Source organism: Nocardia concava NBRC 100430 (assembly GCF_000308815.1).
Taxonomy (GTDB): Bacteria; Actinomycetota; Actinomycetes; order Mycobacteriales; family Mycobacteriaceae; genus Nocardia; species Nocardia concava.
Window position 1 is genome coordinate 47,145 of sequence record NZ_BAFX01000031.1, and the last position, 14,210, is coordinate 61,354.

Genomic DNA, 14,210 nt, shown 5'->3' on the forward strand with positions numbered 1-14,210 from the left:
CCGTGCTGTCACTGATCGCGTTGGATTCCGGCCAAAAGCGCGCCGGAATGACGGGATGGCTCAGGCCGAGGCGGTGCGGGTCGCGGAGTGATCCGTGGATGGGCGCTTCTCCGTGGAGCCGAAGGTGTAGTCGCGGAGGTCGAAATGGGCTGCGCGCCAAGCGGCTTCGGGGGTGCTCATGGCGCGGAGGGGGACGTCGCCGTTCTTGTCGAAGTAGTAGCTGTTGGCCAGGGCGCAGCTGTCTTGCCAGAAGACCTGGGTGCCGCGGCGGGAGAGCATTTCCTGGAAGTAGCGGTCGTTGGCCTCGGGGGTGACCTCGATGTGGGTGGCGGATTGGCGGCGGGCGTGGCGGAGTAGGCGCAGGATGTGGGTGGTCTGCATTTCGATGAGGGTGAAGTAGGACGCGCCGTTGTAGCCGTAGGGGCCGATGATGGTGAAGAAGTTGGGGAAGCCGGGGATGCTGACGCCCTCGTAGGCCTGTAGGCGGTGGGTGTCCCACCAGTCCTCGAGGCGGATGCCGCCGCTGCCGTGCAGGTCGAAGGTGGGCATATTGCCGGATTCCATGACTTTGAAGCCGGTGGCCATGATCAGGACGTCGACCTGGTGGTGGCGGCCGGTGGTGCGCAGGCCGCTGGCGGTGATCTCGGTGATGGGATCGGTTTCCAGGGTGACGTTCTCGCGGTTGAAGGTCTTCAGGTAGTCGTTGGAGAACGACGGCCGCTTGCAGCCGAGCGCGTATTTCGGGGTGAGCTTCTCGCGGATCTCGGGATCCTTCACCTGGTCGCGCAGGTGCGCCAGACCTTGCCGCTCACCGAGTTTCACGATCGGCAGCACCTTGTAATAGTGCGCCGAGAGCGGGAAGGTGAGCTCCACGAATGCCTGGCTCAGCCAGCGGGTGAGGAACTGCCCGCCCGGCAGGCGCATGAGCGCCCGTGCGGCCGGCGGCATGGGCGCGTCCGGCCGGGGTAGGCACCAGATCGGAGTGCGCTGGAAGACAACGAGTTCCGACACCTTCGGCGCGATCTCCGGAATGATCTGGATGGCCGACGCCCCGGTGCCGATGATGCCGACCCGCTTGCCGCGCAGATCGACGTCGTGATCCCAGCGGGCGGTGTGCATGGTGAGGCCCCGGAACCGTTCCGCACCAGGGATATCCGGCCGCTTGGGCCGGGTCAGCACACCGGTCGCGCCGATCAGGTACCGGCAGGTGAGCTCGTCGCCGTCGGAGGTGTGCAGTCGCCACAGGTGCAAGGCGTCGTCGAAATCGGCGCGATCGACATTCGTTCCGAACCGGATGCGCGGCCGCAGCCCGTACTTCTTCACGCAGTGCTCGGCATACGCCTTCAGCTCCCGCCCGGGCGCGTACACCCGTGACCAGGACCGCTGCTTCTCGAACGAGTACTGGTAGCTGAACGACGGAATATCCACCGCGATACCGGGATAGGTGTTCCAATGCCAGGTCCCGCCCACCCCGTCGGCCTCGTCGATCATGATGAAATCGTCGAATCCCGCCTTGCGCAACGCGATCGCGGTCCCGATTCCCGAGAAGCCCGCGCCCACAATGACGATCTCATGGTCCACCACAGTGCCGGTCACAGCGATTCCTCCGCGTAGATGATGCAGTCCACCCGATGCTCGACCCCGTCCACGGTGCGAATCCCGAGCGGCGCGAGACGAGCGATGGGCCATGAGACGACCCGGCAGTTCGGGCGTCGCAGCGCCCGGTAGTAGCGGCCGTGGACCCGAATGGCGGCGGCCCGATCGGGTGTGAGCTGCCGCCGCTGCCACGAATCACCGATCTGCGCCCGGAGATTCGCGGCCGCCGCCAGCCGCAGTACCCGGTCCGCGAGTCGGTGCAGGACACCGTGGTTCGTGTCGTCATCGGCCGGGATCCCGGGCTGGGCCGACGAAGTCGAGCTCGGTAGCGAACCCAGGGCGTCGGCCGGGAACTGCCGCAGCAGTAACCCGGCCCCCGGCACGGGTGGCGTCGGCAGGATCCAGATCGGATCGTGCTGGAACACCGTCACCCGGCGCGCCTGCTCGACGACCGGCGGCACCACCCGGGCCAGTGCGGACCCTCCGCCGATCACCGCCACATGGAGGCGGTCGAGTTCCTGCTGGTCACGCCAGTGCGTGCAGTGAATGACCGGGCCGGAGAAGGTTTCGCGGACTCTGCGGGAGTCGCCGCGCCGGATCGGGGAGGTCATTTCGCCACCGGTTCGTAGGTCAGGGCCTTGGACCAGGACGGGGTGCGGCGGAAGACCTTCACCGGGAAGTGGTCGATGGCCTTGTTGAGCGCGTCGTTGACGCCCTGGATCGGCTGCCAGCGGTTGATCGTCGCCATGCCGTGCAACCGGACCACATGGTAGAGCGGCACCCGCTTGATGTCGGGACTGCGTTCACCGGCTTTCTCATAGCGGCGCACGGCATTCCAGAGCTTCTCCTCGTCCAGCCCCATCGCCATGATGTTGGTGGACATGCGGGACAGCAGCGGGGTGTAGAGCAGCGCTCCCATCAGGATGCTTGGCCGCAATGCGTACCCCGCCGACTCGATGGCGAGCCGCCGCATCGGTCCCGCGCCCAGTTGTTCGAGGACCTGGAATCCGACCGCGAGATGCCGGGACTCGTCGCTGTTGATGTGCCGGAATACCTCGTGGCACAGCGGATCTCGGACCTCGTCGAGCAGAAATTTCACCAGCGCCCCGTCCAGCGCGCACTCCAGTGACGGAATCACCGTGCCCAGCACCGGCAGCGTCAGACCATCTCCATAGCGGTCCAGCCACTGGATGACGAGCCGAATGTTCTTGTTGGGCAGCGGCATAGCGTCCCCGTCGAGCATGCCCCAGCGCCGCATCAACGCCAGTTCGGCATTGGCGTGCTTCTGTTCCTCGGCGTGGAAGTAGCGGTAGATCTCCTTGAGCGGCCCGTCCGGAGCCCGCAGGGTGAGCGCCGCGAATCCGCGCGCCCCCACATGTTCGATCCACACCAGATCGGCCATGAATTTCGCCAGCGCGGGCCGCTGCTCCTCGGTGATGAGCTCGGCTCCCGGTGCGTCCCAGTCGATATCGGCCAGCGCCCACTGCCGATCCTGGATGACGGTGAGCATGTCGGAATACGCGAACGCCATTGTTCAACTCCTCGGGTGTGGCTACCGCACCAGCCGCTCCAGCAGTCCGGCGGCGCGGGTGTAGGGCTCGGGCAGCAGTCGCTTGGACTGCCAGATGGCCTTGGCCTCGAGCTGCGGGACCACGTAGAGCTGGCCGCGGTCCACGGCGTCGAGGGTGGTGCGGGCGATGGCGGCCGGCGGGCGGCCGGTCCAGCGGATCAGGCGGTCGCCCCAGCGCTGGAGGCTGTCGTCGCCGATCGAAACGCCTTCGAGGATATTGGTTTTCACCCCGGTGGGGCACAGCACGGTGACGGTGATGCCGGTGCCGGACAGCTCGGCGGCGAGGGTCTCCGACAACGCCAGCACTCCCGCCTTGCTCACGTTGTAGGCGGCCATGCGCGGCGCGGAGCCGAAGGCGGCCGCGGAGGCGACATTCACGATCGACCCGTGCCCGGCCTCGCGCAGTCGGGGCGTGAAGACATGGCAGCCGTGAATGACACCCCACAGGTTCACATCCAGTACCTCATGCCATTCGGCGGGCGGGGTGTCGCCGATGAGCGTGCCGCCGCGCCCGATGCCCGCATTGTTGACGACCACGTCCGGGGCCTTGCCGAACCACTCCTCGGCGGTGTGCGCCAGCGCGGTGACCTCGGCGAGGCTGCTCACGTCGCAGACGGTGTCGAAGGCCTTTCCGCCTGCGGCGCCGACCAATTCGACGGTTTCGCGGGCCCGCTCGGCGCTGATGTCGGAACAGACGACCCGTCCACCCCGCTTGGCCAGTTCGATGGCGAAGGCCCGGCCGATGCCGCTGCCCGCGCCGGTCACCACCGCATCCGCCTGCCGGGTACGGCGAGACCCGCCGAAGGGATTGAGTCGCATGGGAACTCCCGTGGCCGTGCCATCCGGGCAGTCAATTGGTGGCGTCTGCCACCATTGGCCGCACCTGCCACCAATTAGGCTCCGGGTGCGCTACTTTGTCAACTATGAACGCGCGCGCAAAAGCCGCCGTGACCGTTCCTGTCAATGCGGAGCCCGTCTCGCCCGCACCGGCCCGCCGGGGCACGTGGGGCGGCCGCACCCAGGAGCAACGCCGCGCCGAACGCCGCGAGCGCCTGATCGGCGCGGCGCTGGATATCTGGCTCGAAAATGGCTGGGCGGCGGTGACCATGCGCGGCGTCTGCACCCGCGCGGGCCTGAACGACCGCTACTTCTACGAGCACTTCGCCGATCGCGACGACCTGCTCGGCGCGGTGTGGGACGACGTGGGTTTCCAAGTCCTGGCCGATCTTTCGGCCGTGGTCGCCGAGAACCTCCAACACCCGGCCCTGGGCATCCTGCACCTGGCAATCGCCCGCGCGGTGGCGCTTCAATCCGACGGCCCCGCCCGCATCCTGTTCGGCGATCACGCGGGTAGCCGGGTCCTGGAGCAACGCCGCACCGCGCTACTCCAAGAGTCGACCGATTTGCTGATCGCGACCGCCCGCCCCTACCTGCGTCCGGGTGTGGACGAATCCGATCTGCGCATGGGCGTTTTGATGGGCATCGGCGGCTTCATCGAACTCTTGACCGCCTGGCGCACCGGCACCATCGAGGCCGACGCCCCGCGCATCATCGACCACGTCAGTCGCACCGCCGACCTCCTCGGCGCGCAGTACCTGTCCCTGCCGGATTGAAAATCTCCGTCGGGATGACGAGGGCGGAGGTCTACTTGACCGCCCAGACCATGGACTCCGGTCCCGCCAAGTGCTCGGTTTGGGGGTTGTGGAAGCCGGTGTCGGTGAGCCAGGTTCGGAGGTCGGCGGCGGTGTAGTCGAAGCCGCCGGGGGTTTCGATGAGCATGTTGAGGCTCATGAGGAGGCCCTGGAGGTTGGTGCGGCGGTCGTCGTCGATGAGGGATTCGTAGACCAGGATGGCGCCGCCCTCGGGGAGGGCGCGGTAGGCCTTGTCCAGGAGCATGAGCTTGGTGGGGAGGTCCCAGTCGTGGAGGATGTGGCCGAGCACCAGGACGTCGGCCTCGGGGAGGTCGTCGACGAAGAAGTCGCCGGGCTCGAAGGTGCATCGATCCTCCACCGGCGCACTGTATTCGGTGAAGATGGGCGCGACCGCGGGCAGGTCGTAGCCGATGCCGTGCAGGTGCGGGTTGGTTTCCAGGACGGTGCGCAGCAGCGCGCCCTGGGCGGTGCCGATATCGGCGACGGTCTTCCAGCGGTGCCAGGGGAAGACCTCGGCGATGGCGTGCGCGCTGGGCAGCGACAGGCCGGTCATGGCGCGCTGAAAGTCATAGAGCCGCTGCGGATCCCGGTAGAGCGTGGTGAAGAAATCGCCGCCGCCCTTGGCCTCGTTCTGCGGCTGCCCGGTGCGCAGGCCCTCGGTGAGACCGGCCCAGAACGGGTAGAGCCGGGCGGCCGCCATCTCCAGGAAGCCGCCGATGTATTCGCTTCCGGTGCTGTCCAGGTAGGTCGCGGTGTCGGCGGTATTGCCGTAGCGATCGTCGGTGCGCCGCAGCATGTCCATGGCCACCAGCGCGTCGAAGAAGTCGCGGGCCGCGCGCGGATGCAGCCCGAGTTCGCGCTGCAATTGCTCGGCGGTCAGTTGCCGATGCCCGAGCACCGTGAACACTCCCAGTTCGACGGCGCTGAGCAGGGTCCGGGACTCCCAGAAACCCATTCCGATCCGCAGGATCCGCTCCATGGCGCATCACGATAGCCACAGCGACCCTCCGGCAACGGCAAATCGGCGGGTCCGGCCTACGCGGGTCCCGGCAGCCGGGACCCGGCGCGCGCCGTACAGAGATCAGAGCGCGTCGATCCCGTACACCCGCTCGGCATTGCTGCGGAACACCTGCCCGATGGCCTTGTCGTCGGCCCCGTGCGCCGACAGCGCCGTCGCGACCGCCTCCGCCGCGTTCGGAATGCTCGTAATCGGCTTGTCCACCGGGAAATTCGAGCCCCAGATCAGCCGGTCGGCCCCGAACACGTCCAGCGCGTGCTCCAGCATCGGCGAAATCCGTTCCAGCAGCACCGGAACCGGTGTCGGCTCGCCGCGCTTGGGCACCGGATGGCCGAGGATGGGCATCATCAGCCCGCTCACCTTGGTCACCACATTGGCGTGCGCGGCCAGCGCGGTGAGATCGTCGCGCCAGCGCACGAACAGTTCGCGCCGCTGGCCCGGATTCTGCCCGGTGTCGCGGCCCACCGGCCCGAAAATCCCTGCGGGCGTGCCGAGATGGTTGAGCACGATGGTGGTGTCGGGATACCGCTGGGCCAGCGCCGTGACCTCCGGCAGTTGCCCCGAGTACACCCACGCCTCGAACGACAGCCCCCGATCGGCGAGCGCGCCGAACCCGTTCAGGAAGGCGGACGAGGTCAGCACGCCGGGCCCCTTGCCCACCGCGCGCACGCCGCGGTCCGGATGCTGTTCGACCCGTGCCCGAATGCCCCGGAACCGCGGCGACGCGGCCTTGTGCGCGTCGAGCAGGTCGGCGAATCCGGGCGCGGTGGGATCGCCCGCCCCGATGATCGCGCCCAGCGCGGGCGTGTCCACGCCGAACGGCAGGCTCGAAACCCACCGGGTCTCATTGGCTGCCGCCAGCGGACCCTTCTCGTTCCACTCCACCTCGATGTGCACGATCGCCTCGACCGGCACCTCTCCGGCATCCGCGCGGTAGTCGCGCGGCAGATACGGGTGCACGAACGGCGTTGGATCCCCGACGAATTCGCGATCGCGCCGTGGCGCCAGCCGCTTGGCGACGTCGATGGGGACGGGCACGTACCGGAACAGCTTCGCCAGCCCGCTGAACTCCCGCGGGGTGGTCAGCGGATCCCACTGGTGAATATGCGCGTCGACGACAGTCATTCCCGCAAGGTCCATGAGGTGCCTTCCGTCTGGGTCAGCCTGCCCCGGATTGTTTCACGCGCATCGGGCGCGGGCCCAGCGAATCGGACACGCGGCACGGGAATCGGACGGGCGGCAGCGGAAAACGACCGTGCCACGCCCGGCGAGGTGGGCGTGGCACGGTCGCTTCGAAAACCTGGTCGGCCGGAGTGTCGCCGGGGGATCAGGGCAGGATCTGCGGGATCACATTCGGGTCGAGAATGCCGACCAGAGCGCCGATACCGCCGCCGATCAGCGCGCCCAGGGCCGAACCGCCCAGCGCGCCGGGAATCGAGCCGATGGCCGAGCCGAGCGCCGCGCCGCCCGCGCTACCGGTCAGCGCGCCCGCGGCCGCGCCGTTCAGCGCCGGGTCGGGGAACTGGGCATTCGGGTTGGTGGCCACCGGATCCAGGTCGATGCCGTCGGCGACCGGCACGGCCTGCACCGGTGCGGTGACCGTGACCGGCGCGGCGTCCGGGGCCTCCGCGGACGCCAGCCCCGAGAACAGGGTGGCGGCGGCCGCGAGCGGCACGGCGACGGCCAACAGCTTGGCGGTGGTTCTCACGCTGGTTTTACGCATCATCGACTTCCTGTCAGCTGCAATCGAACCGAACCATTCCGGTATAGCTCGGAAATTGCTGCCGTTCGGAAATTCCCATGCGCCCTGCGCAGTGGTGGTACCGCCCGGGGTCAGACGTTACGGCGGTACTGTCCGCCGACTGTGAAGAAGGTCTCCGTGATCTGTTGCAGCGTGCAGACTCTCGCGGCATCCATCAGCACCTCGAAGACGTTGTCGTCGCCCGCCGCGGCCGCCGCCAGCCGGGCCAGTGCGGCCGGAGCCTCGTCGCGATGCTTCGCGGTGAATTCGCTGACCCGTTGCAGCTGAGACTGTTTCTCCGCCTCCGTGCCGCGCGCCAGCTCCAGCACCCGGTGCTCCTCCTCGTGCGGATTGCGGAAGGTGTTGACGCCGATGATCGGCAGGCTGCCCTCGTGCTTGCGGCGTTCGTACAGCATGGACTCGTCCTGGATCCGCCCGCGCTGATAGCCGGTCTCCATCGCGCCGAGCACGCCGCCGCGTTCGCTGATCCGCTCGAATTCGCGCAGCACCGCCTCCTCCACCAGATCGGTGAGTTCGTCGATGATGAAGCTGCCCTGCAGGGGATTCTCGTTCATCGCCAACCCCCACTCGCGGTTGATGATGAGCTGGATCGCCAACGCGCGCCGCACCGATTCCTCGGTGGGTGTGGTGACGGCCTCGTCATAGGCGTTGGTGTGCAGGCTGTTGCAGTTGTCGTACACCGCGATCAGCGCCTGCAAGGTGGTGCGAATGTCGTTGAAGCTCATCTCCTGTGCGTGCAGCGACCGCCCGGAGGTCTGCACGTGGTACTTGAGCTTCTGGGAGCGCTCGTTGGCCCCGTACTTGTCACGCATGGCGATCGCCCAGATGCGCCGTGCCACCCGGCCGATCACCGAGTATTCCGCATCCATGCCATTGGAGAAGAAGAACGACAGGTTGGGCGCGAAATCGTCGATGTGCATGCCGCGTGCGAGATACGCCTCGACATAGGTGAATCCATTGGACAGCGTGAAGGCCAGCTGGCTGATCGGGTTCGCCCCGGCCTCGGCGATGTGATAGCCGGAGATGGATACCGAGTAGAAGTTGCGAACGCTGTTGCGCACGAACCATTCCTGGATGTCGGCCATCATGCGCAGGCTGAACTCGGTGGAGAAGATGCAGGTGTTCTGGCCCTGATCCTCCTTGAGAATGTCGGCCTGCACGGTGCCGCGCACCGTGGCCAGGGTGCGGGCGCGCAGTTCCCGCGCCTCCTCCGCCGTCGGCTCGCGGCCCTGTTCGGCCGAGAACTGTTCCACCGCTTGGTCGATGGCGGCATTGAGGTAGTAGGCCAGGATGGTCGGGGCGGGACCGTTGATGGTCATCGACACCGAGGTGGTCGGCGCGTCCAGGTCGAAGCCGTCGTAGAGGACCTTCATATCCTCCAGCGAGGCAATGGAAACACCCGAGGTCCCCACCTTGCCGTAGATGTCGGGCCGCTCCGCCGGATCGTGCCCGTACAGCGTCACCGAGTCGAAGGCCGTCGAAAGCCGTTTGGCCTCGGCATGTTCGGAGAGCACCTTGAACCGGCGATTGGTGCGGAAGGCATCGCCCTCACCGGCGAACATGCGCGCGGGATCCTCATTGTCCCGCTTGAACGGGAACACCCCGGCCGTGAACGGGAACCGGCCCGGCAGATTCTCCGAGCGCAGGAACCGCAGCAGCTCACCGTGATCGGTGAAGCGGGGGAGCGCGACGCGGGGAATCGAACTGCCGGACAAGGTCTCCCGGCGCAGCGTGGTCCGCAATTCCTTGTCCCGGACCTTCACCACCTGCTCGTCACCGCGATACGACTCCGCGACCGCAGGCCATTCCGCCAGCAGCGCGGCGTTTTCCGGCGAGAGATCGGCCCGTGCCTCCTCCAGCAGCGCCGCCACCTCCGTCATTCCGGCGTGCTTTTGGCCGGAATCCACCTCGTCATCCCGGCCAAAAGCACGCCGGGATGACGAGGGCGAGGCCAGCTCGGCCAGTACCTGCTCCAGCCGCTGCACCCGCTGCGCCGCTTCGATCTGCCGCGCGGTCTCCGAGTGGTAATCCCGCACCGTCTCTGCGATCTCGGCCAGGTACCGCACCCGGGCGGGCGGGATGATCTGCGCGAAGCGGGTGGAAGCGCGAGTCTCGACGCGGGGGAGTACGCCCTCCTGCAAGGGCAGACCCTGCTCACCGAGAAGTCCGGCGAGGTGTTGGTAGAGCGCCGTCACCCCGTCGTCGTTGAAAGTGGCCGCGCTGGTGCCGAATACCGGCATGTCCTCCGGCAGGGCGTGGAAGTCCTCCCGGTTCCGCACCAGCTGCCGCGACACGTCCCGCAGCGCGTCCTCGGCCCCGCGCCGCTCGAACTTGTTGATGGCCACCACATCCGCGTAATCGAGCATGTCGATCTTCTCGAGCTGGGAGGCGGCGCCGAACTCCGGCGTCATCACATACAGCGACACGTCCACGTGCTCGGCGATGGCCGCATCGCCCTGTCCGATACCGGGCGTCTCCAGGATGACCAGATCGAATCCCGCTGCCTTACAGGCGATCACCATGGTGTCGATATCGTGCGGCAGCTCCCGCTCACCCCGGGTGGCCAGCGACCGGAAGTACACCCGCTCGCCGTCGAGGGCGTTCATCCGGATGCGATCGCCCAGCAGCGCACCGCCGCCACGCCGCCGCGTCGGATCCACCGCCAGCACCGCTACCCGCAGCTTGTCCTGCTGGTCGGTGCGCAGCCGGCGAATGAGTTCGTCTGTGAGAGAAGACTTTCCGGAGCCACCGGTGCCGGTGATACCCAGCACGGGTACATGGCGAGCGGCAGCCGCGGCGGTCAGCGCCGTCCGATCCTCGTCGGGCAGCGTCCCCTGCTGCAAGCAGGTCAGGGTTCGCGCCAGTGCCGCCCGGTCGCCGCTCAGCACCGCGTCGATATTCGCGGGCTCGAGCGAAAGATCCACGTCGCAAGCCGAAATCAGCTGATTGATCATCCCCGGCAAGCCGAGCCGCTGCCCGTCCTCGGGCGAGAAGATCGTCACCCCCGCCTCGGCCAGCCGTGCGATCTCCTCGGGAATGATCACCCCGCCGCCCCCGCCGAAGATCTTCACGTGCCCGGCCCCGGCCTCCTTCAACGCCTTGGCCAAGTACTCGAAGTACTCGATGTGCCCGCCCTGATACGAGCTGACCGCGACGCCCTGCACGTCCTCGGTCACCGCCGCGTCCACGACCTCCCGCACGGCCCGGTTATGCCCTAGATGAATCACCTCGGCCCCTTGGGCCTGAAGGATTCTTCGCATGATGTTGATGGCCGCGTCATGGCCATCGAACAGGGCAGCGGCGGTAACGAACCGCACTGGATTGACCGGGACATGCAACTCGGGCATGCGTGCCTCCACACGGAGAACCTGTAGGTGCTGTGAATTATCCCACAGCCAATACTTGGATGTCCAACTATAGGATCGCCACAGACCGCGCAATTCGTGCGCAAGCGTCGCAAGCATCGAGACAGGACTGGCATGGTTCGCGAACTCACCCATTTCATCGGCGGGAAGCACGTCCCGGGAACTTCGGGCAACTTCGGTGATGTCTTCAATCCGAGCACCGGGCAGGTTCAGGCGCGGGTGCCGCTGGCGAGCAAGAGTGAGGTCGAGGCGGTCATCGCGAACGCCGCCGCCGCGCAGCCCGCGTGGGCCGCCACCAACCCGCAGCGCCGCGCCCGGGTGCTGATGAAGTTCCTGACCCTGGTGCAGGACGAGATGGATTCCCTGGCCGCGCTGCTGTCCAGCGAGCACGGCAAGACCATCGCCGACGCCAGGGGCGATATTCAGCGCGGCCTCGAGGTCATCGAATTCGCCTGCGGCATCCCACATCTGCTCAAGGGCGAGTACACCGAGAGCGCCGGCACCGGCATCGACGTGTACTCCATGCGCCAGCCGCTCGGTGTCGTCGCGGGCATCACCCCGTTCAACTTCCCGGCCATGATCCCGCTGTGGAAGGCCGGTCCGGCGCTGGCCTGCGGTAATGCCTTCGTGCTCAAGCCCTCCGAGCGCGACCCCTCGGTGCCGCTGCGCCTGGCCGAGCTGTTCCTCGAGGCCGGACTGCCCGCGGGCATCTTCAATGTCGTCAATGGCGACAAGGAGGCCGTGGACACGCTGCTGCACGACGAGCGCATCAAGGCCGTCGGCTTCGTCGGCTCGACCCCGATCGCGCAGTACATCTACGAGACCGCGTCCGCGAACGGCAAGCGCGCGCAGTGCTTCGGCGGCGCGAAGAACCACGCCATCGTCATGCCCGACGCCGACCTCGACGATGTGGCCGACCAGCTGATCGGCGCGGGCTACGGCTCGGCCGGTGAGCGCTGCATGGCCATCTCGGTCGCCGTGCCGGTGGGTGAGGAGACCGCGGATCGCCTGCGCGTCAAGCTCGTCGAGCGCATCAACAAGCTCAATGTCGGCGTTTCCGACGACCCGGGCGCGGACTTCGGCCCGCTGGTCGGCCGCGACGGCGTGGACCGCGTGAACAACTACGTGCAGATCGGCGTCGACGAGGGCGCGGAGCTGGTCATCGACGGCCGCGGCCTGGTCGTGGAGGGCGGCGAGGACGGATTCTTCGCGGGCGCTTCGCTGTTCGACAACGTGACCGCGGATATGCGGATCTACAAGGAAGAGATCTTCGGCCCGGTGCTGTCCATCGTGCGCGCCAAGGACTTCGAAGAGGGCCTGCGCCTGGCCAATGAGCACGAGTACGGCAATGGCGTCGCCATCTTCACCCGCGACGGCGACACCGCCCGCGACTTCGCGGCCCGCGTGCAGGTCGGCATGGTCGGCATCAACGTCCCGATCCCGGTGCCGATCGCGTACCACACCTTCGGCGGCTGGAAGCGTTCCGGCTTCGGCGATCTCAACCAGCACGGCCCGGATTCGATCCGCTTCTACACCAAGACCAAGACGGTGACGCAGCGCTGGCCCGCGGGACTCAAGGAGTCCAACGCCTTCGTCATCCCGACCATGGACTGACGCTGATGTTCGTATTGGACGAGGACGAGAAGGCGATCGTCGAGACCGCCCGCTCCTTCGCCGACGAGCTGCTCGCGCCCAATGCCCTGGAATGGGATGAGCGCAAGCACTTCCCGGTGGATGTGCTGCGCAAGGCCGGCTCGCTGGGCCTGGGCGGCATCTACGTACGCGAGGACGTGGGCGGCTCGGAGCTGCGGCGGCTGGACGCCGTGCGCATCTTCGAGCAGCTGGCAACCGGCTGCCCGGCCGTGGCCGCCTACATCTCCATCCACAATATGGCGACGTGGATGATCGACACGTACGGCGATGAGGCGCAACGCAATCGGTGGCTGCCGGGGCTGACGTCGATGGATCTGTTGGCGTCCTACGCATTGACCGAGCCGGGAGTCGGCTCCGACGCGGCGGCGTTGAGTACCAAGGCTGTTCGCGACGGCGACGACTACCTGCTCACCGGCGTCAAGCAATTCATCTCCGGCGCGGGCAGCAGCGATGTGTACGTGATCATGGCGCGCACCGGAGACGAAGGGGCGCGCGGCATCTCGGCGTTCATCGTTCCGGCCGATACGCCGGGGCTTTCCTTCGGTGCCAATGAGCGGAAGATGGGCTGGAACGCCCAGCCCACCCGCCAGGTCATTCTCGACCATGCCCGGGTGCCCGCCGCCAACCTGCTGGGTGCGGAGGGCAATGGCTTCCGCATCGCCATGAACGGGCTCAACGGCGGGCGGCTCAATATCGCCGCCTGCTCGATGGGCGGGGCGCAGGCCGCGCTCGACCAGACCGTGGCCTACATGGCGCAGCGAAAGGCCTTCGGTTCGCGGCTGCTGGACAACACGGCCCTGCAGTTCGAGCTGGCCGATATGCGCACCTCGCTGGAAGCGGCTCGCACCCTGCTGTGGCGCGCCGCGGCCGCCCTGGACGCCGACGCCCCCGACAAGGTCGAGCTGTGCGCCATGGCCAAGCGGTTCGCCACCGACGCCGGGTTCGAGGTGGCCAACAAGGCCCTGCAATTGCACGGTGGCTACGGTTACCTGGCCGAATACGGCATCGAGAAGATCGTCCGCGACCTGCGGGTGCATCAGATTCTCGAGGGTACGAACGAGATCATGCGGGTGGTCGTCGCCCGCTCGGTGGTAGGAGCAGCATGAGCGAGCAGGTGACGGAACCCGACGTTCTGATCGAGAAGCGGGACGGCCTCGGCCTGATCACGCTGAACCGGCCGCGGGCCATCAACGCGCTCACCCACGCCATGGCGCTGGTCATCCTGGACGCGCTGCGCACCTGGGCCGAGGACGACGAGGTGCGCACGGTGGTGCTCACCGGTGCCGGCGAGCGCGGACTGTGCGCGGGCGGCGATATCGTCGCCATCCACAACGATGCGAAGAACCTTGTCGCCCAGGGTGATTCGGCGCGGGTCGCCGCCGACTCGGACACCGGCAAGTTCTGGCGCGACGAGTACATCCTCAACGCCTACATCAAGCGCTACCCCAAGCCCTACGTCGCGGTCATGGACGGCATCGTCATGGGCGGCGGTGTCGGCCTGTCCGGGCACGCCTCGCACCGCATCGTGACCGAGCGTTCCAAGATCGGCATGCCCGAGGTCGGCATCGGCTTCATCCCGGACGTGGGCGGCACC

At 67.4% G+C, this 14,210-nt stretch carries 12 protein-coding genes; 4 read left to right on the forward strand and 8 right to left on the reverse strand.

Going from position 1 to position 14,210, the window contains the following annotated elements; translation table 11 throughout:
• Positions 1–60: 60 nt before the first annotated feature.
• From ON43_RS07405 to ON43_RS07420, 4 genes are read right to left on the reverse strand one after another with little or no spacing between them, the layout of a single operon-like run.
• The gene (locus ON43_RS07405) at positions 61–1,596 is read right to left on the reverse strand and encodes a flavin-containing monooxygenase (RefSeq protein WP_051178095.1); all 1,536 of its coding nucleotides are present in this window, start codon (positions 1,594–1,596) and stop codon (positions 61–63) included.
• Positions 1,593–2,207: an NAD(P)/FAD-dependent oxidoreductase gene (locus tag ON43_RS07410; RefSeq protein ID WP_051178097.1), complete on the reverse strand. Its 615-nt coding sequence runs from the start codon at positions 2,205–2,207 to the stop codon at positions 1,593–1,595. Before ON43_RS07410 ends, ON43_RS07405 begins: the two co-directional genes overlap by 4 nt.
• Entirely contained in the window at positions 2,204–3,127 is a 924-nt protein-coding gene (locus ON43_RS07415) for a reductase (RefSeq protein WP_040805127.1), read from the reverse strand. Before ON43_RS07415 ends, ON43_RS07410 begins: the two co-directional genes overlap by 4 nt.
• Positions 3,128–3,148: 21 nt before the next feature.
• Positions 3,149–3,985: an SDR family NAD(P)-dependent oxidoreductase gene (locus ON43_RS07420; RefSeq protein ID WP_040805128.1), complete on the reverse strand. Its 837-nt coding sequence runs from the start codon at positions 3,983–3,985 to the stop codon at positions 3,149–3,151.
• Positions 3,986–4,089: 104 nt separating this feature from the next.
• Between ON43_RS07420 and ON43_RS07425 the strand changes: the two genes are divergently transcribed.
• Complete coding sequence (locus ON43_RS07425) at positions 4,090–4,779, forward strand: TetR/AcrR family transcriptional regulator (RefSeq protein WP_083913218.1); 690 nt, start codon at positions 4,090–4,092, stop codon at positions 4,777–4,779.
• Positions 4,780–4,810: 31 nt separating this feature from the next.
• On the opposite strand, the gene ON43_RS07430 is transcribed toward ON43_RS07425, so the two are convergent.
• The 4 genes from ON43_RS07430 to icmF form a co-directional block, all read right to left on the reverse strand.
• Positions 4,811–5,797, reverse strand: a complete 987-nt coding sequence (locus ON43_RS07430; protein ID WP_040805129.1) for a methyltransferase — start codon at positions 5,795–5,797, stop codon at positions 4,811–4,813.
• Between the two features lie 102 nt (positions 5,798–5,899).
• On the reverse strand, positions 5,900–6,961 hold the full coding sequence (locus ON43_RS07435; RefSeq protein WP_245568499.1) for an amidohydrolase family protein: 1,062 nt from the start codon (positions 6,959–6,961) through the stop codon (positions 5,900–5,902).
• A gap of 202 nt (positions 6,962–7,163) precedes the next feature.
• On the reverse strand, positions 7,164–7,559 hold the full coding sequence (locus ON43_RS07440; protein WP_157513943.1) for a hypothetical protein: 396 nt from the start codon (positions 7,557–7,559) through the stop codon (positions 7,164–7,166).
• A gap of 110 nt (positions 7,560–7,669) precedes the next feature.
• Positions 7,670–10,945, reverse strand: a complete 3,276-nt coding sequence (gene icmF, locus ON43_RS07445; protein ID WP_040805135.1) for a fused isobutyryl-CoA mutase/GTPase IcmF — start codon at positions 10,943–10,945, stop codon at positions 7,670–7,672.
• A gap of 132 nt (positions 10,946–11,077) precedes the next feature.
• Here icmF and ON43_RS07450 point away from each other — a divergent pair, with 132 nt between their 5' ends.
• The 3 genes from ON43_RS07450 to ON43_RS07460 all read left to right on the forward strand — a co-directional run.
• Positions 11,078–12,577, forward strand: coding sequence for a CoA-acylating methylmalonate-semialdehyde dehydrogenase (locus tag ON43_RS07450; RefSeq protein WP_040805136.1), 1,500 nt, complete (start codon positions 11,078–11,080; stop codon positions 12,575–12,577).
• 5 nt (positions 12,578–12,582) lie between these two features.
• Positions 12,583–13,722: an acyl-CoA dehydrogenase family protein gene (locus ON43_RS07455; protein WP_040805137.1), complete on the forward strand. Its 1,140-nt coding sequence runs from the start codon at positions 12,583–12,585 to the stop codon at positions 13,720–13,722.
• A partial coding sequence (locus ON43_RS07460; RefSeq protein ID WP_040805138.1) for an enoyl-CoA hydratase/isomerase family protein occupies positions 13,719–14,210 on the forward strand: 492 nt, incomplete at its 3' end. The genes ON43_RS07455 and ON43_RS07460, both read left to right, overlap by 4 nt.

What these genes read in the sequence shown, in the direction of transcription:
- ON43_RS07455 (WP_040805137.1), top strand. Translation starts at nt 12,583, where the DNA reads ATGTTCGTATTGGACGAGGACGAGAAGGCGATCGTCGAGACCGCCCGC.
- ON43_RS07415 (WP_040805127.1), bottom strand. Translation starts at nt 3,127, where the DNA reads ATGGCGTTCGCGTATTCCGACATGCTCACCGTCATCCAGGATCGGCAG.
- ON43_RS07425 (WP_083913218.1), top strand. Translation starts at nt 4,090, where the DNA reads ATGAACGCGCGCGCAAAAGCCGCCGTGACCGTTCCTGTCAATGCGGAG.
- ON43_RS07410 (WP_051178097.1), bottom strand. Translation starts at nt 2,207, where the DNA reads ATGACCTCCCCGATCCGGCGCGGCGACTCCCGCAGAGTCCGCGAAACC.
- ON43_RS07435 (WP_245568499.1), bottom strand. Translation starts at nt 6,961, where the DNA reads ATGACTGTCGTCGACGCGCATATTCACCAGTGGGATCCGCTGACCACC.
- ON43_RS07450 (WP_040805136.1), top strand. Translation starts at nt 11,078, where the DNA reads ATGGTTCGCGAACTCACCCATTTCATCGGCGGGAAGCACGTCCCGGGA.
- ON43_RS07430 (WP_040805129.1), bottom strand. Translation starts at nt 5,797, where the DNA reads ATGGAGCGGATCCTGCGGATCGGAATGGGTTTCTGGGAGTCCCGGACC.
- ON43_RS07420 (WP_040805128.1), bottom strand. Translation starts at nt 3,985, where the DNA reads ATGCGACTCAATCCCTTCGGCGGGTCTCGCCGTACCCGGCAGGCGGAT.
- icmF (WP_040805135.1), bottom strand. Translation starts at nt 10,945, where the DNA reads ATGCCCGAGTTGCATGTCCCGGTCAATCCAGTGCGGTTCGTTACCGCC.
- ON43_RS07440 (WP_157513943.1), bottom strand. Translation starts at nt 7,559, where the DNA reads ATGCGTAAAACCAGCGTGAGAACCACCGCCAAGCTGTTGGCCGTCGCC.